Raw genomic sequence first — 22020 nt, 5'->3', positions numbered from 1 at the left:
ATAACCGGCGGATTCGTCGCGCCGGAGGTTTGGAATAGTCTGAGATGAAGGGTTGCGCGACGGCGGTATCGCATTACTGTCGCTGTGGCCATCCGATACGAGAAACCCGTTGAGGGAGAGGGAACAACTGTGCGCACGTCTGGCAGCCGCCTATTCACCAGTGAGTCCGTGACCGAGGGTCATCCGGACAAGATCTGTGACGCCATCAGCGATTCCATCCTCGACGCGTTGCTGGCGGAAGACCCGCGCAGCCGGGTCGCGGTTGAGACGCTCGTGACCACCGGTCAGGTGCACGTCGCGGGCGAGGTCACCACCTCGGCATACGCTGACATCCCGCGCATCGTCCGCGAGAAGGTCCTCGAGATCGGATACGACTCGTCCGCAAAGGGTTTCGACGGCAACTCGTGCGGCGTCAACATCGCCATCGGCGCCCAGTCGCCCGATATCGCGCAGGGTGTCGACACCTCGCACGAGGCGCGCGTCGGCGGCGAAGACGACGAGATCGCCAAGCAGGGCGCGGGCGACCAGGGCCTGATGTTCGGCTACGCCAACACCGACACCCCCGAGCTGATGCCGCTGCCGATCGCGCTCGCGCACCGGCTCTCGCGCCGCCTGACCGAGGTCCGCAAGACCGGCGTGCTGCCCTACCTGCGTCCCGACGGCAAGACCCAGGTCACCATCGAATACGACGGCCACCTGCCGGTCCGGCTCGACACCGTGGTCATCTCGACCCAGCACGCGGCCGACATCGACCTGGACAACCTGCTCGCGCCCGATATCCGCGAGAAGGTCCTGGACTCGGTGCTCGCCGACCTGAACCTGCCCACCCTGGACATCTCCGACGTCCGGTTGCTGGTCAACCCGACCGGCAAGTTCGTGCTCGGCGGCCCGATGGGCGACGCGGGCCTGACCGGCCGCAAGATCATCGTCGACACCTACGGCGGAATGGCAAGGCACGGCGGCGGCGCGTTCTCCGGCAAGGACCCGTCGAAGGTCGACCGCTCGGCCGCGTACGCCATGCGCTGGGTCGCAAAGAACGTGGTGGCCGCGGGCCTGGCCGACCGCGTCGAGGTGCAGGTCGCCTACGCCATCGGCAAGGCGGCCCCGGTCGGTCTGTTCGTCGAGACCTTCGGCACCGAGAAGGTCGACCCGGAGCGCATCTCGACCGCGATCACCGAGGTCTTCGACCTGCGTCCCGGCGCCATCATTCGCGACCTGGACCTGCTGCGCCCGATCTATGCGCCGACCGCCGCCTACGGCCACTTCGGCCGCACCGACGTCGACCTGCCCTGGGAGCACACCGACCGCGCCGACAAGCTGCGCGCCGCCGCCGGCCTGTAGGCCGACCGGGCCCGAGTGAGCCGACCCGCGGCGGACAAGTCCGCCACCCCCACGGATGATGTGTCCGTGGAACCGACGACAACAGCGGAAGCACCCGCGCGACCCATCGCGCGGGTGCTTCCGCTGTTGACGCCCGCGCACCTGGACCGCGATTTCGACTACCTGGTGCCCCCCGAATTCGACGAGATCGCCCAACCGGGGGTGCGGGTGCGCGTCCGGTTCGCGGGCCGCCTCGTCGACGGCTACCTGCTCGCCCGCCTCACCCACAGCGAGCACGGCGGCAAGCTCGTCAAACTGGAGCGCGTGGTTTCCGCGGAACGCGTCCTCACCCCCGAGATTTTGCGGCTCGCCACCGACCTCGCGGCCCGTTATGCGGGGACCCGCGCGGATGTGCTGCGGTTGGCGATTCCGCCGCGGCATGCGCGGACGGAGAACGGGGGGACGAAGAAGGGCGGCGTTCGTTCGTCAGGTGAGTCGTCGGCGGACGAAGAGGGGACCGACTCCGTCTCAGCTGTACCCGCGCAGCAGGATACGGCTGAGCCCATGGCCGAGACCGGCGCGGTCGGTCGCTTGGACGCGCCGATGCGGGTTGGCGAAAACCGTTCCATACCAGACGATTCGGCTATCGAGTCGACCGTTGCGGCTTCGAATGACTCGACCATCCTTGGTGACGCCGAAGATAAGCGTCGAGACGACCTCGGCGACAACGCTTTTCGGGTGAGACGATCGGCGGCCTCGGGCGGGGACGATACCTTCGCATCCGACGACGCGCAGCGGCCGCCGAGGTCTCGCGCGGTCACCAGCGATACCGCTGCGAACGAGGTGGTCGCTGGTGGCTCGGCTGTCGGTGATACCGTTCGGCAAAGCGAACCCGGTTGGAGCTCCTCTGAAAACCGTGGCGGGCCAGCGGATGTCGGCGTCGCAGGCACCGCCCCGGGCGCTGCGTGGGTGGTCGGCGATGCCTCCGAAGGTCGTCGTGCGGCGGATGTTGCGGCGGCGCGCGGCACGGCCGAAGGCGGCGCTGCTGCGGATGGCGTTGCTGGGGCTGTCGCCGAGGCCGGCGGCGCCGATGCTGTCGACGGTGTCGCGAGGGGCGCCGACGAGGCTGCGCGCGGTTCGATCGCGGCTGATGATGCCGCGGCAGCTGGGGCTGCTTCCGACCCGAAAACATTGGTGCCGCCCGCATTCGAGGTGCCGAAGCCGGACTTCGACACCACGCCGTGGGGGCGCTACATCCACGGCGAAGCGTTCCTCGCGGCGCTCGGCCAAGGCAAGGGAGTGCGGGCGGCCTGGCAGGCGATGCCGGGCGAGGACTGGGCCCGGCGGCTCGCGGAACTCGCCGCGACGGTGGTCGGGGCCGGGCGCAGCGCGATCCTGATGGTCCCCGATCAACGGGATTTGAATCGCGTCCTCGCCGAATGCGTTCGGCTGGTGGGGGATTCGGCCGTCGGGTTGACGGCGGGGCTGGGCCCCGCCGCGCGGTACCGGCGGTGGCTGGCGGTATTGCGCGGCAGCGCAAGGATTGTCGTCGGCACGCGCAGCGCCGTGTTCGCGCCCGCCGCGAACCTGGGCCTCATCGCGATCTGGGACGACGGCGACGACACCTACGCCGAGCCCCGCGCGCCGTACCCGCACGCGCGCGAGGTGTCGATGCTGCGGGCGCACGAGACGGGAGCGGCGTTCGTCGCGGCCGGTTTCGCCCGCACCGCCGAGGTCCAAGCGGTGGTGGATTCCGGGTGGGCGCACGACCTCGTCGCCGATCGCTCGGTGCTACGCAAGGCCGCGCCACGGATCAGCGCTCCCGGCGACAGCGACATCGCGATGGAGCGTGATCCCGTGGCCCGCGCGGTCCGCATCCCCGGTGTCGCGTTCGCGGCGGCACGGGCCGCGTTGAAGGAGGGGGCCGCGGTGCTGGTGCAGGTACCCCGCCGCGGCTATGTCCCCGCGCTGTCCTGCGCGAAATGCCGCACCCCCGCGCGGTGCAGGCACTGCAACGGCCCGCTGGCGCTTCCGGAGAGCACGCCGGGCGGCGCGAACGAGGCGCACAGTCCGAGCTGCCGCTGGTGCGGCATCACCGAGACCGCGTTCCGCTGTTCGGCCTGCGGCTCCCGAGCCTTGCGTGCCGTCGTCATCGGCGCTGTTCGCACCGCCGAGGAACTCGGCCGCGCCTTTCCCGGCGTGCCGATCCGCGGTTCCGGCGGTGGTGCGGTGCTCGACACCGTCGAGCCGGGGCCGCAGGTGATCGTCTCCACCGTCGGCGCGGAGCCCGTCGTGCGCGGCGGGTACGGCGTCGCGCTTTTGCTGGACGGGTGGGCCCTGCTCGGCCGCGCGGACCTGCGCGCCGCCGAGGACGCGCTGCGCCGCTGGATGTCGGCCGCGGCGCTGGTGCGCCCGCACGGGCAGGTCGTGGTGATGGCCGAGCCGTCCCTGCCGACCGTGCAGGCGCTGGTGCGCTGGGACCCGATCGGACACGCCCGCGCGGAGGTCGACGCCCGCGCCGAGGTCGGTTTCCCGCCCGCCGTCCGTTTGGCCGCCGTGGACGGCGCCACCGAAGCCATCGACGAACTGCTCGCCGCCGCCGACCTCCCCGCCGACGTCGAGGTGCTCGGCCCGGTCCCGCTCCCCGCCACCGCACGCAAACCCTTCTCCGGCGACTCCCCGGCCGAAGTCGAACGCATGCTCCTGCGTGTCCCGCGCCGCACCGGCGCCGCCCTCTCCCGCGCCCTCACCGCCGCCCAAGCCATCCGCAGCACCCACCGCTCCGACGCCCCCCTGCGCGTCCAGATCGACCCGATCGACATCGGCTGAGTGAGGCGCATCGCCGTGCGTGCACGCGGCAGGTGGTAAACGGACTGTCGCCGTGGCGGACGTGGCACTGTTGGACTTGGTGCGGCCGCTCGCCACGGGCCGACCCCATTCGGCTCCCGTCGATTCGGCTGCCCGGCCGCTGCGGCAAGGCGCGCTCGGATACGCGAGCCGACGGCCCGGTGCGGACCGGGGTCGGGAGTGCGCCGGTTCAGGCGAACACGGCCCGATTACGTTCCGCCCATTCGGCATACGTGCCCGCGGTCCTCCCGAGCACCTTCTCGATGTCCTGGCTGACGAGCAGCTCGCCGGGGGTTGGGGAACCCAGAATCTTCAGCGTGTGGTCGGCGACCGCCTCCGGCATGAAGCGGAGCATGCCTTCGCGCGCCTGAGCCGGTGAGAGCTCGACGAAGCGAATATCGGTGCCGAGGGCCGCGCCGAGTGCCGCCGCCTGCTCGCGCGGGGTGCTGAGTGCGGGTCCGGTCAGGGTGTAGATCTCCCCGGCGTGCCCGTCCTCGCGCAGCGCCGCGGCGGCGACGGCCGCGATGTCGGCCGGGTCCACCGAGGGCAGGCCGACCGATCCGAACGGCGCGGCGACGGTCCGCTCGCCGCGGACCGACTCCGCCCACGCGTAGGTGTTGCTGAAGAAGCCGCCCGGCCGAAGGATGGTCCACTCGAAAGACGAAGCCCGAAGCGCTTTCTCGTAGGCCCGCAGTCGGTCGTAGCCCGCGGCCTCGGGCCGGGTCCGAGTACCGAGCGAGGACACGAAGACCACCCGCCGCACGCCCGCCTCGGCGACGACGTCCAGAACTTCCTCCGGTTCCGGTCCCGCGATCAGCTGCTCGCCGCTGATCAACAGGAACAGCGCCTCGGCGCCCGCGAGCGCGGGGGAGAGGCTCGCGGGATCGGCGAGATCCGCCGCGACGTGCCGGACTCCTTCCGGCAGGGCGATCGAGCCGCTTCCGCGCGAGACGGCCGTCACCTGCGCCCCTGAGGCCGCGAGCAGCGGGACGAGCGAGCGTCCGATATTGCCGGTCGCCCCGGTCACCACGATCATGTTCCACTCCTAGTTAGTTGACTGACTAACAGAACCGTAGTCGAGGATGGCACGGCTGTCTATAGTTAGTTGTGTGACTAACTCAGTCGAGAAGGCGGGCAAGCGCGAGCGGCTGGTGGACGCGGCGGTGCGCGAGTTCTACGAGCGCGGCGTCGAGAAGACCACCATCGCCGACATCGCACGCACCGCTGAGGTGCCCGTCGGCAACGTGTACTACTACTTCAAGACCAAGGATCAGCTGATCGAGGCGGCCATCGGCGCGCATGCCCGCGGCCTCGACGAACTGACCGGTGGATTGGACGCCCTGTCGACGCCGCGAGAGCGATTGAAGGCGCTGGTTCAGGGCTGGGTCGACGAGCGGGAGATGGCCGTCCGGCACGGCTGTCCCTTCGGCTCCCTGACCGCCGAACTGCACAAGCGCGCCGATCCGCTGGACGGGCGCGCGGCCGAGGTGATGCGGACGCTGCTGGATTGGGTCGAGCGGCAGTTCGCGGAAATCGGCCGCGCCGACGCCCGGGAGCTCGCGGTGGCGCTCATCGCTTCCTATCAGGGAATCTCCTTGCTCACCAACACCTTCCGCGATCCCGAGCTGATGGCCGCCGAGGGGAAGCGGCTCCAGGACTGGATCGACTCGCTGTAGCGACTCGCTTCGGGCGCGCCTGTGCACCACAGGCGCGCCCGAGGTGTTTCTCGGGCGGAATACATCAGGACTTCCTTGCGTTCGATGCATTGTCGATATATCGTCGATACTGTGAAGTGAACACGAGAGCCCAAGGAGGGTCGACATGGAAAACATCGAGAACATGCAGAACAGAGAGTTCGGACGCGGCGGCCGCTGGCGTAAGCCCGGCCGCGGGGAATTCGGTCCCGGTCGCGGACCGCATCGCCACGGCGGCAGGCACGGCTTCGGTCCCGAGTTCGGGCCCGGCTTCGGTCCTGGTTTCGGACCGGGCTTCGGCCCGCAGTTCGGCCGCGGCCGGGGTCGCGGCGGCCGTGGTAGGCGCGGCGACGTGCGCGCCGCCGTGCTGCTGCTGCTCACCGAGCGGCCGATGCACGGCTACGAGCTGATCCAGCAGATCCGCGAACGCAGCGACGACGTCTGGCGGCCGAGTCCCGGATCGATCTACCCCGCGCTCGCGCAGCTGGAGGACGAGGGCTTGGTCCTCATCGAGAAGGTTGCCGGTCGCAAGACCGCCAAGCTGACCGAAGCGGGCGGCGAGTACGTCACCGCGCATCGCGAGGAGCTCGGCGATCCGTGGGCGCAGGTCAAGGCGGACGTCGGCGCGCAGGCCATCGACCTGCGCGGATTGGTCGGCGGGGTGATGGGCGCGGTCGCGCAGGTGGCCGCCGTCGGCACCCCCGAGCAGGCGGCGAAGGCGGCCGAAATCCTGAACGACACCCGCCGTTCGCTGTACCGCATCCTCGCCGAGGATGACGCTACCGAATAGTAATGATCACGAAACATCCCGTGGGCGTGCGTTTTTCGCGCCGATGAGGTAGATCATTGTGATATGGAACAGCCGTTTGGTGTGTGGGGTTGGGGTAGGTCACAGGTTTGTCGCGGCGCTATGGCGTTCGCGCTGGTCGCGGGGGCTTTGGTCGGTTCGAGTGTCGGCGTTTCGACGACCGCGGGCGCCGAACCGGGCGCGATCGCCGAACCGCTCGCCGTCCGTCCGCCGGACGTGCCGACCGTCGGCGCGCCGCCGCAGACCGACCACCTGGCCGCGGCGCGGCATCTGAAGGAGAACAAGAACGCCACGCCGCTGGGCACCAACGATTTCGGCTGCCGCCCCACCGCGGCCCACCCCCGACCCGTCGTGCTGGCGCACGGCACCGACTCCACCGCCTACTCCGACTGGTCGGCGATCGGCCCGCAGTTGGTGGCGGCCGGATTCTGCGTCTTCGCGCTCAACTACGGCGGCGCGCCGGGCGCCGACACCTACGGCACCGAGGACCTGCGGGCGAGCGCCTACCAGGTCGGCCAGTTCGTCGACCGGGTGCTGGCCGCGACCGGCGCCGAGAAGGTGGATCTCGTCGGATTCTCCCAGGGCGCCAACGTGACCCGGCTCTACACCAACAAGCTCGGCGGTGCCGCGAAGGTGGCCCAGTGGGTCGGCATCGCGTCGCCGAGCTACGGCGGGGTGATGTACGGGCTGGTGCCGGTGGCGCAGGTGATCCCGGGCGCGCTGGAGGTGTTCGCCAGGGTCACTTCGACCGCTGCGGTCCAGCAGGCGCAGGGTTCGCCGATCATGCTCGAACTCAACGCGGGCGGCGATACCGTGCCCGGTGTCCGCTACGTGACCATCGGCAGCCGGGTCGACGAGATGATCCAGCCGTTCAGCAACATCGCGCTGCGCGGGGCGGGCGCGGAGAACATCGTCGTGCAAGACCTGTGCCCGAGCAACCTCACCGGTCACTTCCACATGGTCTACGACCCGTTCGTGCAGCAATTGGTGCTGCGGGCGCTCGATCCCGCGCATGCGCCGACGCCCACCTGCGAGGCGGTGCCGCTTGGCACCGGCATCCCGCAGGTGATCATCGCGGGCAATTCCTGATCGGGTCGGCCGGGCGGGAGACGAACCGCCCGGCCCGATCACCGCAGTCGCGCGCCGTAGACGTGGTCGACCTCGATCGTGACCAGCACCCGGCGCTCGTCGACCATCACCGCTCGGTACTCCGCCCAATCGGGATGTTCGCCCGCGGCGGCGCGGTAGTAGTCCACCAGGGCCTCCACCTCGGGGCCGTGCGGATCCGTTCCCGGTCCCGTCAGCGTCGCGGTGCCCTCGGCGGTGGCCCACGCCCAGCCGTCCGGTCGAGTGACCTCCAGGCTGGCCCGCGGGTCCCGCCGCAGGTTGACCGTCTTGGCCAAACCCTCGTCGGTCGCGAAGTAGATCCGGTCCGCCGCGCGGTCGTAGTACGGCGTCACGGGCGAAAGCTGGGGACGCCCGGACGCCTTGATCGTCGCGAGCACACCGAGCTCGCTCTGCGCCAACAGCGCGCGAGGGTCGAACGGTCCGGCGCTCACCGCGGCGTCACCGAGTCTTTGCGAAACAGCTCGATCAAGGCCGCGTAGCCTTCGTCACCGCGTCCGGCCGACACCGCCCGGTCCGCCAATGTCTTGACGAACCTGGGGATTTCGGCGCTGACGCCCGCGGCCTCGCACTCCTCGACGACGTGCTCCATGGTGGCGACGTGGGTGTGGATGGTGGCGTCCAGCACCGGGTAGTCGCGCGCGTCGATCTGCTGCGCGTATCCGGTCAGCCAATCGCCGACGGTGCCGACGCCGCGAGTTGCCAAGGGCGCGAAGGCATCGGCGCGCACGCCCGCGGCGCCCAGCAGTGCGGCGCTGTGCAGAAACGCGTTCAGGATTCCCCACATCAGGTTGAGGATCGCCACGTCGTGCAGCGAAGACAGGCCGTGGTCCGCGCCGAGATAGGTTGTGCGGCCGAGGTTCTGGAGGACTTTCTCGTGCGTGTCGAAGGCCGCGCGCGGGCCGCTGTAGATGATCTCGGCATCCGTCGAGCCGATCGCCGCCGGGACGCCGAGGATGGCGCCGTCGAGATACCCGCACCCTTGCCGCGCCGCCCATTCGGCGGTCTGCCTGGCCTGCGCCGAGGTGCCCGAGGTCAGGTTCACCAGGACGCGTCCGTCCAACGCCCCGTCCAGTGGATCCAGGATCTCGTGCACCGAGTCGTAGTCCGACAGGCACACGATCAGGAGCCGACCGGCCGCGACCGCGTCGCGGGCGGATTCCGCGAGTGTGGCGCCGTCCTCGACGAGATCCGCGGCCTTCGTCGCCGTGCGATTCCAGACCACGGTCCGATATCCGTTGCGCTGGAAGGTCTTCGCGAGCGCGTGGCCCATCATGCCGAGGCCGAGAACCGTCACGGTCTCGGTGCCGGATTCGCGCGTCGGGGCCTGCTCTTGTGTCGAGTTGATCGTCATGACACGATCCTCAACGTTCACACCGGTATGAAGGTCAAGGAGCGCGCGCTATGCTGATCGGCGAACTGAGCAAACGAACCGGAGTTCACGCCCATCAGTTGCGGTATTACGAAGCTCAGGGCCTGCTCGAACCCGAACGCGGCAGCAACGGCTACCGCCAGTACGCCGACGATTCCGTGGTGACGGTCACGCAGATCAGAAAGCTGCTCGACGCGGGCCTGTCGACCGAGGTCATCGGCCACCTGCAACCGTGCATCACCGGCGAGGACGCCGATCTCGTACCGTGCCCGGAGCTTTTCGACACCCTGCGCGCCCGCCTCGCAGCACTGGACGAGCAGATCGCCACGCTGACCCGGACCCGGCAGGCGTTGCTCGACTACATCGAGACCACCGAGGAACGCGCGCCCTCGCACGACTATTCGCCGTGCGAAGCCACCGCGTGAGTTCAGAGGTACTCGGCGACAACGTGATACAGGCCGGGGTTCGCGTCGGCGAACTTCTCGGCCTCCGCGACCGAGGCCACCACCGTCTTGTTCAGCCCGGCGGCCTCGCACGCCTCGACGCTGTCCCAGTGGGCGACGTTGATCAGCTGGAATCGAGTGTCGGACAACAGCGCTCGGTGCAGACGCACATCGCGGAAGCCGGGTGCTTCGCGCATGAGAGACGCGCGTTCGCGCCACTGTTCGACGAATTCGTCGATGCGGTCGGCGGGTAGTTCGATCACATTGATGAAGGTGACGCCCTGATCGGCCATGGGTGAATGTCCTTTCGGTTTCGGCTGTTTCGGTCGAAGTCGGGATGTCATCCGCGCAGCAGCTGACGGGTCAGCGCTTCGCCCCACCACCGCTCGACCCGGTCGGGTTGCCACCCGCGTTCGACGGTGAGCGTGGTGTAGACGTCGATGTTGCACAGCGCCGCGTAGACATCGAGGGCGGTCGACCGGTCCACGCCGGGACGCAACGCGTCATCCGGCCAAGTCTCGAAGACCTCGGCGCGCACTCGATCGGCCGCGCGGCGGACCTGCCCGTAGACGGCGGCGAAATCGGCCTCGGTGCGACCGGCTTCGCGGATCAGCGCCACGAGGTCGCCCGCACGTTCGAGGAGCCGCCGGTCGTAGCCCGCCATCGCGGCGAGTTGCCGTGCGGGCGTGGGGGATTCATCGAGTTCGGTGAGCAGGCGGGGGAGGTCGGCGGACAGGTCGGCCGCGTCGACCAGCGCCCAGACCAGTCCCGCCTTGTTGCCGTACGCGGCGTAGACCGTCGGCACCGAAACGCCCGCCTCGCGAGCCACGTCGCGCACGGTGGTCGAGGCCCAGCCCTGCGAGACGAACAATCGGCGAGCGGCGTCCGCGATCTCCACCCGGGTGCGCTGCGCCTGAGCGTGTCGCCGCAGGGAATCGTAGGCGCGCCGCGGGGGTGGCTCTGTCACTCGGGCACTCCGATCTTCCGCCTCATATATTGATTATAGTACCCGTTAAGTCAATAGGCGCCGAAAAAGGGAGCCGCGGCACCGCGCAGCTCCCTCTCGATCCGGTGTTCACGCCGCCAGTTGCAGCGCCAGCGTGGCGGCCGCCGGTGCCAGGTACAGCAACGGGAACACGGTGGTCTTGTACGAGTGCGCCCTGATGGTGGTCGCCGCCGCGCCAAGGAAGTAGAGAATCAGCCCGACCGCCGCCGCGATGCCCACGGCGGGCACGAAGAATCCGACCACCAGCCCCAGCGCACCGGCCGACTTGGCGAAGGCCAACGGATTCCACCACGACGAAGGCACCCCGTACTGCTCGAGCGGTTCGACCACGAACTGCTGCCGCGAGAACAGCGAGTACCCCGAGAACCCGATCCACAGCGCGGCGACGACCCCGACGATGTGATAAGCGACGTTCATCGTAATCCCTTCCTTTCCATATTCGCCCGTTGCGCTATCGACGACGTAGCCCCCGCGGATGTGACATCGCGCCTCCGGCCACCTGGCATGGCGCCGGATACCCGATCCGGCAGACGTCGTGGAATCGGATGGAAGCGTGCGGCTTCCGGCTGCTCGCGGTACACGAAATCGCTGACGCCGCAGGCCTTTACATCGGCGGCGGGCATCGGTCGCGCTCGCGAAGCAGTTACTGGAACTGGTCGTTCTACTAATATGTCCTGCGCGACAAAGGAAGTCGGGAAGTCGCCCAGCTGCCACAAAGTCGGTTGTGAGGTGGGGAGGGCGGGGTTTCGCGGGGATACGGTGGGGAAACGTGTTCTAGCCGCGGGAGGTTCGATGTCCGCAGAGCAGGTCGACGACGACCTAACGGTGTCCGGCCGTCCCGTATCGACGCATTTGCGGGACGTTCGCACGATCTCGGAGCGGATGGTAGGTCACTTCCTGGAGACGGTCGCGCCGTGCAACACCCTGCCCGGTGACGCGCTGGGCGGTGATGTCGCCGCGGTGACGCGCGTGTGCCTGGAGCTGGCGACGCGGATGCTCGACGGCGGTGCGGACATCGATACCGAGATCGCGCGGGTCGGCGCGGCGGCCGCGCAGTGGGCGCGCGAGGGAATTCCGATCGACACGATCCAGCACGCCATCCACGAGGGCGTCAAACTCGGCTTCGACCTGGTCCTGGCCCAGGCGACGACCGGCGATCAGCAGAGTCTGCTGAATGTCGCGCGGCGGCTGATGGACATCCTGGACACCATCGGCGCGACGGTGTCCGTCGCCTACGTGCGAGAGCTCAAGGCCGTGGTCAGCGAGCATCATGCGGCGGTGCATACGCTCACCTCGGCGCTGCTCGGCGGCAACAGCACCTCCACCATGGCCAGGGAGTGTGGTGTCCCGATCGCGGACGCCTATCACGTTCTGGCGCTGCATATTCCGCCGCATCGTGACGAAGCGAATCCCAAGCTGGATCCGAAGGTGGTGGCGCGGCGCAAGTTACGCCGGGTCCAGGCGGAGTTGGCGACCAGGTGCGGCGAACGCGCGCTGTCGCTGCTGAGCGTCGACGGCGGAACGCTTCTGCTGCCCGCCAACGAATTCGACGACGCGGCATTGGATTTCCTGGTGAAGTGGCTCTCGGACGCCGCCCAGGCGCCGATCAGGGCAACCGCGGTGGAGGCCGGGCTGCGTCGCATCCCCGAAGCCGCCGACGAGGCGCACGAGCTGCTGGACATCGTGCAGCGGTTGCGGTTCGAGTCCGGGTTGTATCGGTTCAACGACATGGCGCTGGAGTATCAGCTGACCCGCCCCGGCCCGGCCCGCGACTTCCTCGGGTCGCTGCTGGATCCGTTGGAGGAGTACCCGGAGTTCTTCGAGACCCTGCAGATGTACATCGCCACCAACCTCAACCGCCAGCGCACCGCGCGCCTGCTGCACGTGCACACCAACACCGTCGACTACCGGCTCAAGCGGATCGGCCAGCTCATCGACTTCGACCCGACCCAGGCCTCGGGTCTCTGGTACCTGCGCTCGGCGATGGTGGCGCGGAGCCACCGCGACGGCGACATCACCGAGCGAAGGGCCGCCCGATAGAAGGCCAACCGAACGAGGCCGGCCTCCGCGGTCTTGACTTCGCTCTCTCGTTGCGCCGAAGATCATTCATCCCGTCCGACGGGAGCTTTACCAACCGGGCTCTGCGGCCCTACGCGACTGTGGCGTTTTTCGCCATGGCACAGGAGTTTTCGATGAACGCACGGTACGCGATCAGGTGGGCGGCCGAGCACGGGCTGCCGCGGCTGGCGTTGCGCGCCCGGTACCACCTGGGCGACCCGTTCGCCCGGCTACTCAGCGGCGCGGAAGGCCGCGACGATCCGTATCCGCTGCTCGAGCAGTTGCGCGGGACGGGTGGCGTGCGGACCGGTCCGCTCGGATACGCGGCCTTCGACTACCAGCTGTGCCGAGAGATTCTGCGCGACAGAAGATTCGGCGTGCGTACCCCGATCGACCCCGCGGTGCCCGGTCCCTTGCGTCGTTACGCGGAGCGAGTCGTGTTGCCGCCCAATCCGATCGAGGCGCCGTCGATGTTCATGCTCGACCCGCCGGAACACAGCCGGTTGCGCAAGCCGGTCGCCTCCGCGTTCACCCCGCGCGCCGTCGCCCGGTTGGGCGACCGGGTGCGCGAGGTCACCACCGAACTGCTCGACGCCATGGCCGCGCGCGGATCGGCCGACCTGATCGGCGATTTCGCCGCGCAGGTGCCCACCGCCATCATCGGCGAGATGCTCGGTTTTCCGGCCGCCGACCGCGAGATGTTCCTGCGCTGGGGTGACGCGATCACCCCGCTGCTCGACGTCGGGATTCCCTGGCGCGCGCACCGGCGCGCGATGGCCGCCACGAAGGCGATGGAGGGTTATCTCGCCGCCCACATCGAGAAGTCGCGCCGCGAACCTCGCGAGGACATCTTCAGCGTCCTGGTGTCCTCCGGCGAACTGAGCACCCTCGAGCTGATGGCCAGTGCGAACGTGCTGATGGGCGCGGGCTTCGAGACGACGGTGAACCTGATCGGCAACGCGATCCCGCTCCTGCTCGGCCACCCCGATCAGCTCGAACTCCTGCGCGCCGAGCCGGAGCGTTGGCCCGGCGCGATCGAGGAGGTGCTGCGGTTCGACCCGCCGGTGCAGATGACCGCTCGCCGGGTGCTGGAACCGGTGGAATCGGGTGCGGGCGTTTCCCTCGAGCCAGGACGCTTGATGATGGTGTCGCTGGCGGGCGCCAACCGTGATCCCGTGAAGTTCCCCGATCCCGCCCGGTTCGACGTCACCCGCGCCAATGCCAAGGAGCACCTGTCGTTCGGGTCCGGCGTCCACGTCTGCATCGGCGCGAGCCTGGCCAGGCTGGAAGCCGTCCACGCGCTGCCCGCCCTCTTCGAACGCTTCCCCGACCTGCGCCTCGACGGCGAACCACGCCGCCGCGGCCTGTGCACTCTGCACGGCTACCAGCAGATGCCTGCCCTGCTGGGGCGTCCGGCGGGGGCGCGGGCCGTACCGTCCATGGCCTCCGGCGACCGCACGCCAGGCAGTTGACGCTTCGCCCCTTCTGTGATCCCGGGTCTTCGGTTGTCCCGCTCCTGTCGGCCTCGGCGCGGTGCTCGGCCGCCCCGCCCGCGCGGCCGGGCAAGGTTGACCTTGACCGTGCGTCAGGGTTGGCGAGCCGGCTACGACAGGAGACGACAGTGGCTACATCGCCACGCCGGGCAGGTTGCTCGCCTGTTCGAACCAGTCGATCAGCCGGTCCTCGAGTTCGCCCAGCTCATCGACGTCGTGGATGTCGAGGTAACGCACCTCCTCGTGTTTGGACGCCTTGGGCGGCATGGGCTCGAGCGAGGTTCCTCGGAGGAATTGGAGCTGCACGTATGCGGTGTAGCAACGGAAGGAGAGGAACCAGCCCTCGGTGTCGCGACCGTAGAACGGCTGATTCCACTTCACGGCTTTGTGCGCACCGGGGACGGTGCGCACGATCAGCTCATCGAGCCGCTCGCCCACCGCGCGCTTCCAACCGGGCATGGCCGCGATGTAGGACTGCACCGGAGCGTCACCGATGCCTTTCGGAATCTGCGGGTTCCCGCCGGAAAGCAGTTTCGGCTGGGCGTCCGAGCTGTCAGCGGGTTTCCTGCCCTTCGCCATCGGTCCTCCGTCGATAGTGGTCGTCAGCGCTGGCGTTGCTTGTTGGTTCGTAGGCGGTGGTTGTCGGCGTGGAGTTGGGCGTTGGCGTCTTCGAGGTCGAGGATGCGGGCGATGCCTGCGAGGTTGATGCCTTGGGCGGCGAGTGTGGTGATGCGGTGTAGGCGGGTGAGGTCGTTGCCGCTGTAGCGGCGGGTGCCGCCGTCGCTGCGGGCGGGGGTGATCAGGCCGTGTCGTTCGTAGAGGCGCAGGGTTTGTATGCCGATGCCGGCCAGGTCGGCGGCCACCGATATCGCGTATACCGCGCGTGCCGGGTCCGGCTGTTGGTGTTGTTGGCGATCCAACTCTGCTCCTCGGTACTGCTGTTGCTCTAGGTTTTCTATGGTATCCCCTTGCGTGTGGCTGTTGATAGTGCTATAAGAAATCTGTACTGGATGGCATAGATTATCCGGTGTCCGACTATCTGGTAGACGGTTGGTTGGAGGTGACGATCATGCTGATGCGTACCGATCCGTTCCGGGATCTGGACCGTCTGGCGCAGTCGACGATCCCGGTCGCTGAGCAGGCCAGGCCGCGCCGGGTCGAGATCGCCCCGTGCGACGGCCACAAGGTGATCGACGCCTGAGCCCGGGCGGCTTCGACTGGGTTGTGTCGGAGGTGTATTGGTCATGATCGGCACCGATGGTTTCGGTGTTCGCGACCGGATCGATGCGCGGCTGCTGGCGCTGGATCCCGACCTCGAGCCGTTGTTCGCCGAGGTCGAGGAGATCCTGTGCGAAGCCCTTGCCCCCGAGCGGGTTTCGGAGTGGGTGCGGCTTCGCACCCGAGCGCCCCGCCCACCGGCCGACGTCGATTGGGGTTGGCGGACACCGAGATTGACAGGACGAGCGCCGCCGAGGATGCGCGCGACCCAACGCGGCCCTCCGCGGCCCCGAGCGCCCGCCCGCTACGACAACATCGAACAGCGAATCGGTAAGCGAAAGTGAGGTGATGTCATCGCACGATCCATCAGGTCCGCGGCGCCGCGGCCGAACGACCGGCAACCAGGCGCATTGCGAAACACTTGCCTGCGACCAGACATTGCGCACCGCCACACCCAGTGGCAACGCCGGATCCACGGCGGCGCCGACCGCAGACCGATCTGTTACACCTCTCGTCTCCTTCGATCAGGGGCGGGCCCGCCAGCGCGATCACTCGAAGGGCCCGCCCCACTGCCATCCGAGTGTCCAGTGCACGACGTAAGGAGGTTGGCCATGACCACGATCCCCGCCCGCGACGACGCCGACTACGCCGAGCAACGCACCCTCGTCCACGACGCCGACCGCCACACCGGCCTGGACACCCGCGCGCTGCACCCGTTGGCCGAACGCGTCCGCGCCGCCTTCGACGCCGCCGACACCACCGACCGAATCGACCAAGCCTTCATCACCCCGCTACCCGATGACGACGACTATCGCCTCACCAACTGACACCCACTCCGACATCGAGTCCCCCGAGCACGCCGGTTGGCGCCACGGCACCGTCGCCTGGTTCAACGCCGAGAAGGGCTTCGGATTCCTCACCCCCGACGAGGACACGACCGCGGTGTTCGTCGAGTACTCCAGTATCGAAACCCGCGGCTACCGAACACTTTCCGCGGGCCAGCCCGTCGTGTTCACCGTCGAACACACCCCGCGCGGACCGCACGCCGCACGCGTGCGCCCCTACACCCGCGCCCTGGGCGACCCGACAACTCCCAACCCCTGAACCACACGCACAGCACCGCACGCACACAACACCGATGGCACTACACCACCTTCCTCAACACAGCCTCGCCCTGCTCACCGGGCTGGCCTTGCTCGCGGCCCTCGGCGCCCCACCGCTCACCCTGCTCGCGCTGACCGCCACTCTCGGCTGCGCCATCCTCGCCGCCGTCCTGCGCGAACCGCGCCCCCGCAATGCCGGGCCCCCCGACCTCGGCAACCACGGCGCGCTCGACCGCGCCGCGAGCAACGGCGCGCCGCCGCGCTGCGTCCCGGTACCGCAGGCGCGGTAGTCGCATCCCCGGGGTCGGCCGATCAGGCACCGACACCCCGTGCTGCACACCAGTTTTCCTCCGGAGGTATCCATCCATGACACGGCACGCACACAGCACCTCTGTCCTCGAGGGTGCACCCGGCGTTGGCACCCCCATGCCGCGGCCCGCCTCGCCCCTCCCGGGCCATCACGCGCGCGCCGCTGACCAACGCCCCAGCGAATGGCATCCCGGCATGCTGTGGTGGGACGCCGCCACCGTGCTGGTGACCTACCCGACCCCCAGCGGGACATGGCAGACCGTCGCGCACCTGGTGATCCCAATCGACCACGGACGCTTGGCATTCCGAGTACCCGCCCACTCCGCCGAAGCGCAGCAACTCAGCCGCGACCGACGCGTCATCGTGCAGGCCGGTGACTGGCGTGGCACCCCGGCGCTGGGATCACGCCAGCATCAAGGCACCGCCGAGGTCATCTTCACCGGCCCCCTCTACGAACAGGTCCAAACCGGTATCCGCACCAAGTACGGACCCGTCCGCACCGGCCTTGCCAACATGGCCCGCAGATTCGCCGCCGGAGCGACCACCGACCTCGCCGCGATCGTCACCCCCCACGAGAACCCGCCCTACCGCACGGCGATTTCGCCACCCAGTTCGTAGCCGCCACTGAGCTCCAGTCCGTCACCGCTCCAAAACCGGCCGGGGTCATACCAGTTGGGGCTTCGGTGTTGCGACAGCAGTCCCATCGACTGGTAGGTCGCGGCCACGATCTCCGCGCAGTACGCGCTTTCCAGCTCCTGTGCGGCCGCCCGGCTCGATCGGCGTCGTGGGACCCGTACTCGGCCGCGTAGCCAGCGTCCGGCGAGAGCGGCAGTCGACGGGAAAGGGGTTCCGTCGAGCCGGGCGACGGTGCGCAGCAAGCTGTCTTCCATCTCTCGCGTCGGCGGACGGTTCAACTGGCGCAACCAGGCCTGCTGACCGTAGCGGTTCGCCCACACCAGCACCGCGTCGCGCAGATTGTGTAGCTGGACGCCGCGGTGCGCGACTCCCGTCCACATGTCCGGCAGTGATCGGCCGAGTTCCGCGTGCCAGATCAGCGCGGGCAGGTCGTCGAGCACGACCGACATGCCGACATGGTTCACCGGACTGTTCGTCGTCATGCGAATCGCGCGGTCGGCCGCGGAATGGCCACGGAACAGCCAGATGTCGCCGGTTCTGGTGATCTCGAGCGCTCGATCGAGACTGATGCTCGTCCCCGTCATGGACGTAGCCTATTCGGTATGAGGTGGTGGAAGGCAGTGGGATTGGCGGGTGTGGCCGGTGTGGTCGCGACCGGTGTGGTGGTCGTGCGCGCCGAGCGTCGTCGCCGCGCCTACACCCCGGATCAAGTCCGCGAACAACTGCACAGGCGATTCGCTCAGGCGACCTCGTCCGAAGCGACCGCCGAAATCGCCGCGCCGGTAACTCAGGACGCCGACGGCATCCGCGGGCGAATCCGCCGCTTCGTTGGCAAGATGCGGGTGTGGGTGACTATTTCGAACGGATCGTCGACCTCGAGGTGACCTCGGCAGAGGCGGGCACGCTGGCCGAGCGCATGGTGGACTGGATGGTGTCACGCCGATGGCTGCTTCGGGAGACGTCGCGAAACGCGATGTACAGCCTCCAGGTCGACGAAGGCTATGTGCCGGGCCCCGACTGGTCGCAGATCACCCAGGATTGGGGTGCCGACTGGGTTCCCGGCCCCGTCGCGGTCATCGTCGGCCGCCACGACCACTATCCCGGGCAGGGCTGCATCGAACCGGCCTCCGCTGTGTGCCCACGCTGCCGGGCCACCACCGTGATCATCGACTACCCGCAACGATGGGAAGCCGATGCCGCCGTTTGGCAGCCGTTCTCGGACGCGATCGACGCCTGGAAACAATCGGGCACCGGCGCGGCGATCTGCCCCTCCTGCGCCACACCGAGCCCCATCACCACTTGGCAGTGGGCAGACGGCTTCGCACTGGGTGCCCTCGCCTTCGACTTCTGGGGTTGGCCGCCCCTCACCGAGGACTTCCGCACCGAATTCGCCGCGCGACTCGGGCACCGAATCGAACACCACACGGGCAAGTTCTAGACCGAGACCTCCGGGTCATATTCACTGCTGGGCCGGCGCGGTGACCGACGTCGATCAGCGTCTGCCACGAAGGCGGGCATACGCCGTCGGCAATTCAGGCACCACTGCGTAGTCGGAATGGTTCGCAGGAGGTGGATCGGTATCTCGGCGCGACAGCCGCGGCAGCCGCCGTAACGGCCGGTGGCGATGAGGTTGAAGGTCGCATCGATGTCGGCCAACGCGTGCCGCGCGGCCGTGGCCAGCTTTTCGGTGACTTCGTGTCTGGCTTGCGCAGCGGGGTCGGAGGGTACAGCGGCGCGATCGATCTCGGCTTCGACGCGCCCCTCGAACTATTCGCTGACAACCCCAGGATCATTCTCGCGCAACCGGCTGCGCTTGTTCGTCTGCGACAGTTGCGGGCGTGCCAATTGTCCGATTTCCCCACTTCCGAGTTTACGAAGGCCAGGCTGGGGAAGTCGCCTTGAGCTGGTGCGACTGCTCGTGTTCGCGACCAGGTCGCGTCAGGTTCGACATCGGAGCGACTCATGGTGACATTGGACCGGTTGGCGAACGTACTGGGTGGCTACGGCGTCCGCTTGCGGTTGGGTTCGGTTCCCCGGTCCACCCCGCTGCGCAGTGTGGTGATTCACGGGGCCGAGCAGGACCCGGCGGAAACAGGCGATGTGCTGCTGGGGATCGGGGCGCGCTCGGTATCGGAGGTCGTGGGCTGGGCGGTGACGGCGCGGGCTGTTGTCGCGCTCGTCCGTGGGGGTCCGGAGAACGGCCACGATGAGTTGGAGCTCGAGGGCGTGGCGGTGATGGTGATCGACCCTGCGGTGGCCTGGAGCGAGGTGGCCGCGGTGGTCTACGGATTGGTTCTGGAAGGACGCGAGACCGAGGCAGGCCGCGGCCCGACCGATTTGTTCGCCTTGGCCGACAACCTCGCCGATGCGGTCGGCGGAGCGGTGACGATCGAGGACCACCAGTCTCGGGTGCTGGCGTATTCCAAGCCGCAGCAGCATCTCGATCCCGCACGGGTGGAGACGATCCTGGACAGGCAGATGCCCGAGTGGTTGCGCGCGGTGTTCGATGCGCACGGTGTCTTCGTACATTTGGCGTCCTCGGATGAGCCGATCTTCGTTCCCGCGCAGGCAGAACGTCGGGTGACGGGCCGGATGGTCGTGGCTGTGCGCGTGGGCCGCCAATTGCTGGGCTCGGTATGGGTGTCGTGCCCCGCGCCGTTGCACGGGACCCGACGGCGGGCCTTGACCGACGGCGCGCGCACGGTGGCCCTGCATCTGTTGCGGTCGCGGGCCAGCGCGGACCTGGAACGTCAGGTGGAATCCGAGCTGGTGATCCGTTTGCTGGAGGGCGCCGCGGACGCGCCGACGGTGGCAAGCAAGTTGGGATTGGCACAGGAGGGTCTACGGGTGCTCGCGCTTCGGGCTCGAATCGCAGGCGAGCAGCACGCGGCGCTGCTGTTGATCTTCGAGCGAGCGACGACCGGATTCGGCTGGTCGCGTTCGAGCCGCAGCGCCTTGGTCGGCGACACCATCTACACCGTGCTGCCTGCTGATCAGGCGTCGACGGCACGCCGCTGGATAAGCGAGCGGCAGGCTGCGCTGCCCGCGCGGATTACGGTGCTGGCCGGTGTCAGCGGTGTTGCCCGGGCTACGGAATTGGCGTTGGCGCGCGCGGAAGCCGACGAATGCCTGGCGCTGCACGAGGCCCGCTCGGCAGGTGCTGCGCCGCCCGCCTACGACGAGTCGTGGGACGAAATCCTGCTCCAACGGCTGCGCACCGCGGGGCTGTCCGGACGGGCCCCTTCCCGAGGACCGATCTCGGAGCTGCGGCGCCACGATCGCACGAACGCCACCCAGTATGTGGCGACGTTGCGCGCCTGGTTGCACGCGCAAGGCGACCCGGCAGAGGCGGGCGCGCAGCTCGGTGTGCACGAGAACACCATCCGTAATCGGCTGCGCAAGATGGCAGAGGTGACCGACCTCGGGTTGGACGACCCCGGCAAGCGGCTCGCCATGATGATCGAACTCGCCGCCGCCACCGATTCCGCCTGACACACCCGCACTGTGCTGTCACCACAGATCCCGACGCCCTGATTGTCGAATCAGCGCAACCGCTCACCTCGCCGCCACTCCATCATGGAGTCGAGCGGAAATCGCAGGCAGGCGCGGCGTAACCCTAGTCGAAGCGGAGTTGAACGGATGCGGAACATGCGGGTAAACGAGGTCATGCGAAGACCGATCATCGCTGTGCGACACGATGATTCGGTACGCGAGGCGGCGCTGATGCTCACCGAACTGGGCTACGCGGCGTTGCCCGTTCTCACCCAGGACGACCGCCTCATCGGGGTAGTCACCAGCGGTGACCTGCTGCGGGCCGGCGAACTCGACGACACCGTCGACGCCGTGATGACCACACCCGCGGTGTCGGTCTCCGACAGCGCAGCACTGGACGAGGTCATGAGGTGGCTGCTAACGCGCGGACTGCGTAGCCTGCCGGTCATCGACGCAGACGGTCGTGTGGTCGGGATGTTCAGCCGCGGCGACGCGCTACGGATCATGCTCACCCCTGACGACGCACTCGCGGCCGATGCACAAAACATTCTCGATCAATACACCGGCGTACGGCGCTGGCATGTCACCGTCGAAGAAGGCGACGCCAGCATCTCCGGCCGGTTCACCGACGAATCCGAACGGCGCATCGCCATCGCCCTGATCCGCACGGTGCCCGGTATCCGTGCCGCGACCGTCGCGACCACACCAGCCGCTGCTGTGCGCTGACGTCGCGGTTCGGTTGACGACATCGATGGCCGGTTCGGTCAGCGCACTTGGAGGAGGCTGCCGGTCAGTTCCGCTCGCCCCGCCACCGCTACGCTGTAGTGATGTCGCTGGAGGTCCGGTCCGGGCGCTGGGTGAACGCGGCGCGATACGCACTCGGCGTCAGTCCGGTCCGTCGCGAAAGATGTTGGCGCAGCGAGTCCGTCGTCGCGAGTCCGCTGAGGCGAGCGACCTGGTCCATCGGCAAGTCGGTCGTTTCCAGCAGCTCCTGAGCCCGGATGACGCGCTGATGGAGCAGCCATTGCAGGGGGCTGAGGCCGGTTTCCGCATGGAACTTGCGGGTCAAGGTGCGAATACTGGTGCGGGCATGATT

Annotated in this window: 29 protein-coding genes; 19 read left to right on the top strand and 10 right to left on the bottom strand. The window is 68.5% G+C overall.

Going from position 1 to position 22020, the window contains the following annotated elements; genetic code table 11:
• The first annotated feature begins 129 nt into the window (after window positions 1-129).
• Both metK and CRP45_RS34795 read left to right on the top strand, forming a co-directional pair.
• A complete protein-coding gene (gene metK, locus CRP45_RS29415; RefSeq protein WP_084482514.1) occupies window positions 130-1341 on the top strand; it encodes a methionine adenosyltransferase in 1212 nt (403 codons plus the stop codon).
• A gap of 66 nt (window positions 1342-1407) precedes the next feature.
• Window positions 1408-4149, top strand: coding sequence for a primosomal protein N' (locus tag CRP45_RS34795; RefSeq protein WP_245910568.1), 2742 nt, complete (start codon window positions 1408-1410; stop codon window positions 4147-4149).
• A gap of 208 nt (window positions 4150-4357) precedes the next feature.
• On the opposite strand, the gene CRP45_RS29400 is transcribed toward CRP45_RS34795, so the two are convergent.
• Entirely contained in the window at window positions 4358-5203 is an 846-nt protein-coding gene (locus CRP45_RS29400) for an SDR family oxidoreductase (RefSeq protein ID WP_097247943.1), read from the bottom strand.
• A gap of 73 nt (window positions 5204-5276) precedes the next feature.
• On the opposite strand from CRP45_RS29400, the gene CRP45_RS29395 reads away from it, so the two are divergent.
• From CRP45_RS29395 to CRP45_RS29385, 3 genes are all read left to right on the top strand, one after another.
• A complete protein-coding gene (locus CRP45_RS29395; RefSeq protein WP_245910566.1) occupies window positions 5277-5843 on the top strand; it encodes a TetR/AcrR family transcriptional regulator in 567 nt (188 codons plus the stop codon).
• Between the two features lie 145 nt (window positions 5844-5988).
• Window positions 5989-6651 carry a PadR family transcriptional regulator gene (locus CRP45_RS29390; protein WP_097247941.1) on the top strand — a complete coding sequence of 221 codons (663 nt, stop codon included), beginning with the start codon at window positions 5989-5991 and terminating at the stop codon, window positions 6649-6651.
• 120 nt (window positions 6652-6771) lie between these two features.
• A complete protein-coding gene (locus tag CRP45_RS29385) occupies window positions 6772-7758 on the top strand; it encodes an esterase/lipase family protein (protein ID WP_097247940.1) in 987 nt (328 codons plus the stop codon).
• Between the two features lie 38 nt (window positions 7759-7796).
• Here CRP45_RS29385 and CRP45_RS29380 read toward each other — a convergent pair whose 3' ends face one another.
• Window positions 7797-8228, bottom strand: a complete 432-nt coding sequence (locus CRP45_RS29380; protein WP_097247939.1) for a PPOX class F420-dependent oxidoreductase — start codon at window positions 8226-8228, stop codon at window positions 7797-7799.
• Window positions 8225-9148 carry an NAD(P)-dependent oxidoreductase gene (locus tag CRP45_RS29375; RefSeq protein ID WP_097247938.1) on the bottom strand — a complete coding sequence of 308 codons (924 nt, stop codon included), beginning with the start codon at window positions 9146-9148 and terminating at the stop codon, window positions 8225-8227. The genes CRP45_RS29380 and CRP45_RS29375 overlap by 4 nt, the downstream gene beginning before the upstream one ends.
• Window positions 9149-9198: 50 nt before the next feature.
• Here CRP45_RS29375 and CRP45_RS29370 point away from each other — a divergent pair, with 50 nt between their 5' ends.
• Window positions 9199-9591 carry a MerR family transcriptional regulator gene (locus CRP45_RS29370; protein WP_067780314.1) on the top strand — a complete coding sequence of 131 codons (393 nt, stop codon included), beginning with the start codon at window positions 9199-9201 and terminating at the stop codon, window positions 9589-9591.
• Window positions 9592-9593: 2 nt separating this feature from the next.
• Here the strand turns inward: CRP45_RS29370 and CRP45_RS29365 are convergent, their stop codons facing one another.
• From CRP45_RS29365 to CRP45_RS29355, 3 genes are all read right to left on the bottom strand, one after another.
• The gene (locus CRP45_RS29365; protein ID WP_097247937.1) at window positions 9594-9902 is read right to left on the bottom strand and encodes an antibiotic biosynthesis monooxygenase family protein; all 309 of its coding nucleotides are present in this window, start codon (window positions 9900-9902) and stop codon (window positions 9594-9596) included.
• A gap of 47 nt (window positions 9903-9949) precedes the next feature.
• Entirely contained in the window at window positions 9950-10576 is a 627-nt protein-coding gene (locus CRP45_RS29360; protein WP_097247936.1) for a TetR/AcrR family transcriptional regulator, read from the bottom strand.
• 108 nt (window positions 10577-10684) lie between these two features.
• Window positions 10685-11032 carry a DoxX family protein gene (locus tag CRP45_RS29355; RefSeq protein WP_097247935.1) on the bottom strand — a complete coding sequence of 116 codons (348 nt, stop codon included), beginning with the start codon at window positions 11030-11032 and terminating at the stop codon, window positions 10685-10687.
• Between the two features lie 375 nt (window positions 11033-11407).
• On the opposite strand from CRP45_RS29355, the gene CRP45_RS29350 reads away from it, so the two are divergent.
• Both CRP45_RS29350 and CRP45_RS29345 read left to right on the top strand, forming a co-directional pair.
• Window positions 11408-12655 (top strand): PucR family transcriptional regulator, encoded by a 1248-nt coding sequence (locus CRP45_RS29350; protein WP_245910564.1) that lies wholly within the window; start codon window positions 11408-11410, stop codon window positions 12653-12655.
• A gap of 152 nt (window positions 12656-12807) precedes the next feature.
• Window positions 12808-14145 carry a cytochrome P450 gene (locus CRP45_RS29345; RefSeq protein ID WP_097248118.1) on the top strand — a complete coding sequence of 446 codons (1338 nt, stop codon included), beginning with the start codon at window positions 12808-12810 and terminating at the stop codon, window positions 14143-14145.
• A gap of 153 nt (window positions 14146-14298) precedes the next feature.
• Here CRP45_RS29345 and CRP45_RS29340 read toward each other — a convergent pair whose 3' ends face one another.
• Both CRP45_RS29340 and CRP45_RS29335 read right to left on the bottom strand, forming a co-directional pair.
• Complete coding sequence (locus tag CRP45_RS29340) at window positions 14299-14745, bottom strand: DUF1801 domain-containing protein (protein WP_097247933.1); 447 nt, start codon at window positions 14743-14745, stop codon at window positions 14299-14301.
• 23 nt (window positions 14746-14768) lie between these two features.
• Window positions 14769-15086, bottom strand: a complete 318-nt coding sequence (locus tag CRP45_RS29335; protein WP_067780335.1) for a MerR family transcriptional regulator — start codon at window positions 15084-15086, stop codon at window positions 14769-14771.
• A gap of 107 nt (window positions 15087-15193) precedes the next feature.
• Here CRP45_RS29335 and CRP45_RS34085 point away from each other — a divergent pair, with 107 nt between their 5' ends.
• The 6 genes from CRP45_RS34085 (at window position 15194) to CRP45_RS29310 (ending at window position 17414) form a co-directional block, all read left to right on the top strand.
• Window positions 15194-15367 (top strand): hypothetical protein, encoded by a 174-nt coding sequence (locus CRP45_RS34085; RefSeq protein ID WP_179831056.1) that lies wholly within the window; start codon window positions 15194-15196, stop codon window positions 15365-15367.
• A 43-nt stretch (window positions 15368-15410) separates the two neighbouring features.
• Entirely contained in the window at window positions 15411-15728 is a 318-nt protein-coding gene (locus CRP45_RS29330; protein ID WP_097247932.1) for a hypothetical protein, read from the top strand.
• Between the two features lie 267 nt (window positions 15729-15995).
• On the top strand, window positions 15996-16211 hold the full coding sequence (locus tag CRP45_RS34080) for a hypothetical protein (RefSeq protein ID WP_067780341.1): 216 nt from the start codon (window positions 15996-15998) through the stop codon (window positions 16209-16211).
• A gap of 13 nt (window positions 16212-16224) precedes the next feature.
• The gene (locus tag CRP45_RS29320) at window positions 16225-16488 is read left to right on the top strand and encodes a cold-shock protein (protein ID WP_245910604.1); all 264 of its coding nucleotides are present in this window, start codon (window positions 16225-16227) and stop codon (window positions 16486-16488) included.
• Window positions 16489-16522: 34 nt separating this feature from the next.
• Window positions 16523-16777, top strand: coding sequence for a hypothetical protein (locus CRP45_RS29315; protein ID WP_097247930.1), 255 nt, complete (start codon window positions 16523-16525; stop codon window positions 16775-16777).
• 214 nt (window positions 16778-16991) lie between these two features.
• Window positions 16992-17414 (top strand): hypothetical protein, encoded by a 423-nt coding sequence (locus tag CRP45_RS29310; protein WP_097247929.1) that lies wholly within the window; start codon window positions 16992-16994, stop codon window positions 17412-17414.
• On the opposite strand, the gene CRP45_RS29305 is transcribed toward CRP45_RS29310, so the two are convergent.
• The gene (locus tag CRP45_RS29305) at window positions 17381-18016 is read right to left on the bottom strand and encodes a hypothetical protein (RefSeq protein WP_097247928.1); all 636 of its coding nucleotides are present in this window, start codon (window positions 18014-18016) and stop codon (window positions 17381-17383) included. The genes CRP45_RS29310 and CRP45_RS29305 overlap by 34 nt on opposite strands.
• Before the next feature lie 18 nt (window positions 18017-18034).
• Between CRP45_RS29305 and CRP45_RS29300 the strand changes: the two genes are divergently transcribed.
• The 5 genes from CRP45_RS29300 (at window position 18035) to CRP45_RS29280 (ending at window position 21650) form a co-directional block, all read left to right on the top strand.
• A complete protein-coding gene (locus CRP45_RS29300) occupies window positions 18035-18316 on the top strand; it encodes a hypothetical protein (protein ID WP_097247927.1) in 282 nt (93 codons plus the stop codon).
• Window positions 18277-18870 carry a hypothetical protein gene (locus CRP45_RS29295; RefSeq protein ID WP_097247926.1) on the top strand — a complete coding sequence of 198 codons (594 nt, stop codon included), beginning with the start codon at window positions 18277-18279 and terminating at the stop codon, window positions 18868-18870. Before CRP45_RS29300 ends, CRP45_RS29295 begins: the two co-directional genes overlap by 40 nt.
• A 131-nt stretch (window positions 18871-19001) precedes the next feature.
• Window positions 19002-19334 (top strand): hypothetical protein, encoded by a 333-nt coding sequence (locus CRP45_RS29290; RefSeq protein ID WP_143861571.1) that lies wholly within the window; start codon window positions 19002-19004, stop codon window positions 19332-19334.
• A 60-nt stretch (window positions 19335-19394) separates the two neighbouring features.
• A complete protein-coding gene (locus CRP45_RS29285; protein WP_097247924.1) occupies window positions 19395-20924 on the top strand; it encodes a PucR family transcriptional regulator in 1530 nt (509 codons plus the stop codon).
• Between the two features lie 156 nt (window positions 20925-21080).
• Window positions 21081-21650 carry a CBS domain-containing protein gene (locus CRP45_RS29280; RefSeq protein WP_342747051.1) on the top strand — a complete coding sequence of 190 codons (570 nt, stop codon included), beginning with the start codon at window positions 21081-21083 and terminating at the stop codon, window positions 21648-21650.
• 88 nt (window positions 21651-21738) lie between these two features.
• Here the strand turns inward: CRP45_RS29280 and CRP45_RS29275 are convergent.
• Window positions 21739-22020: helix-turn-helix domain-containing protein (locus tag CRP45_RS29275; protein WP_143861570.1), on the bottom strand; the 282-nt coding region annotated here is incomplete at its 5' end.

The sequence above is a fragment of the Nocardia amikacinitolerans genome (assembly GCF_900215415.1).
Lineage (GTDB): Bacteria > Actinomycetota > Actinomycetes > Mycobacteriales > Mycobacteriaceae > Nocardia > Nocardia amikacinitolerans.
Note: the sequence above shows the minus strand (reverse complement) of the source record. Positions and strands in the feature narration are given on the sequence as shown.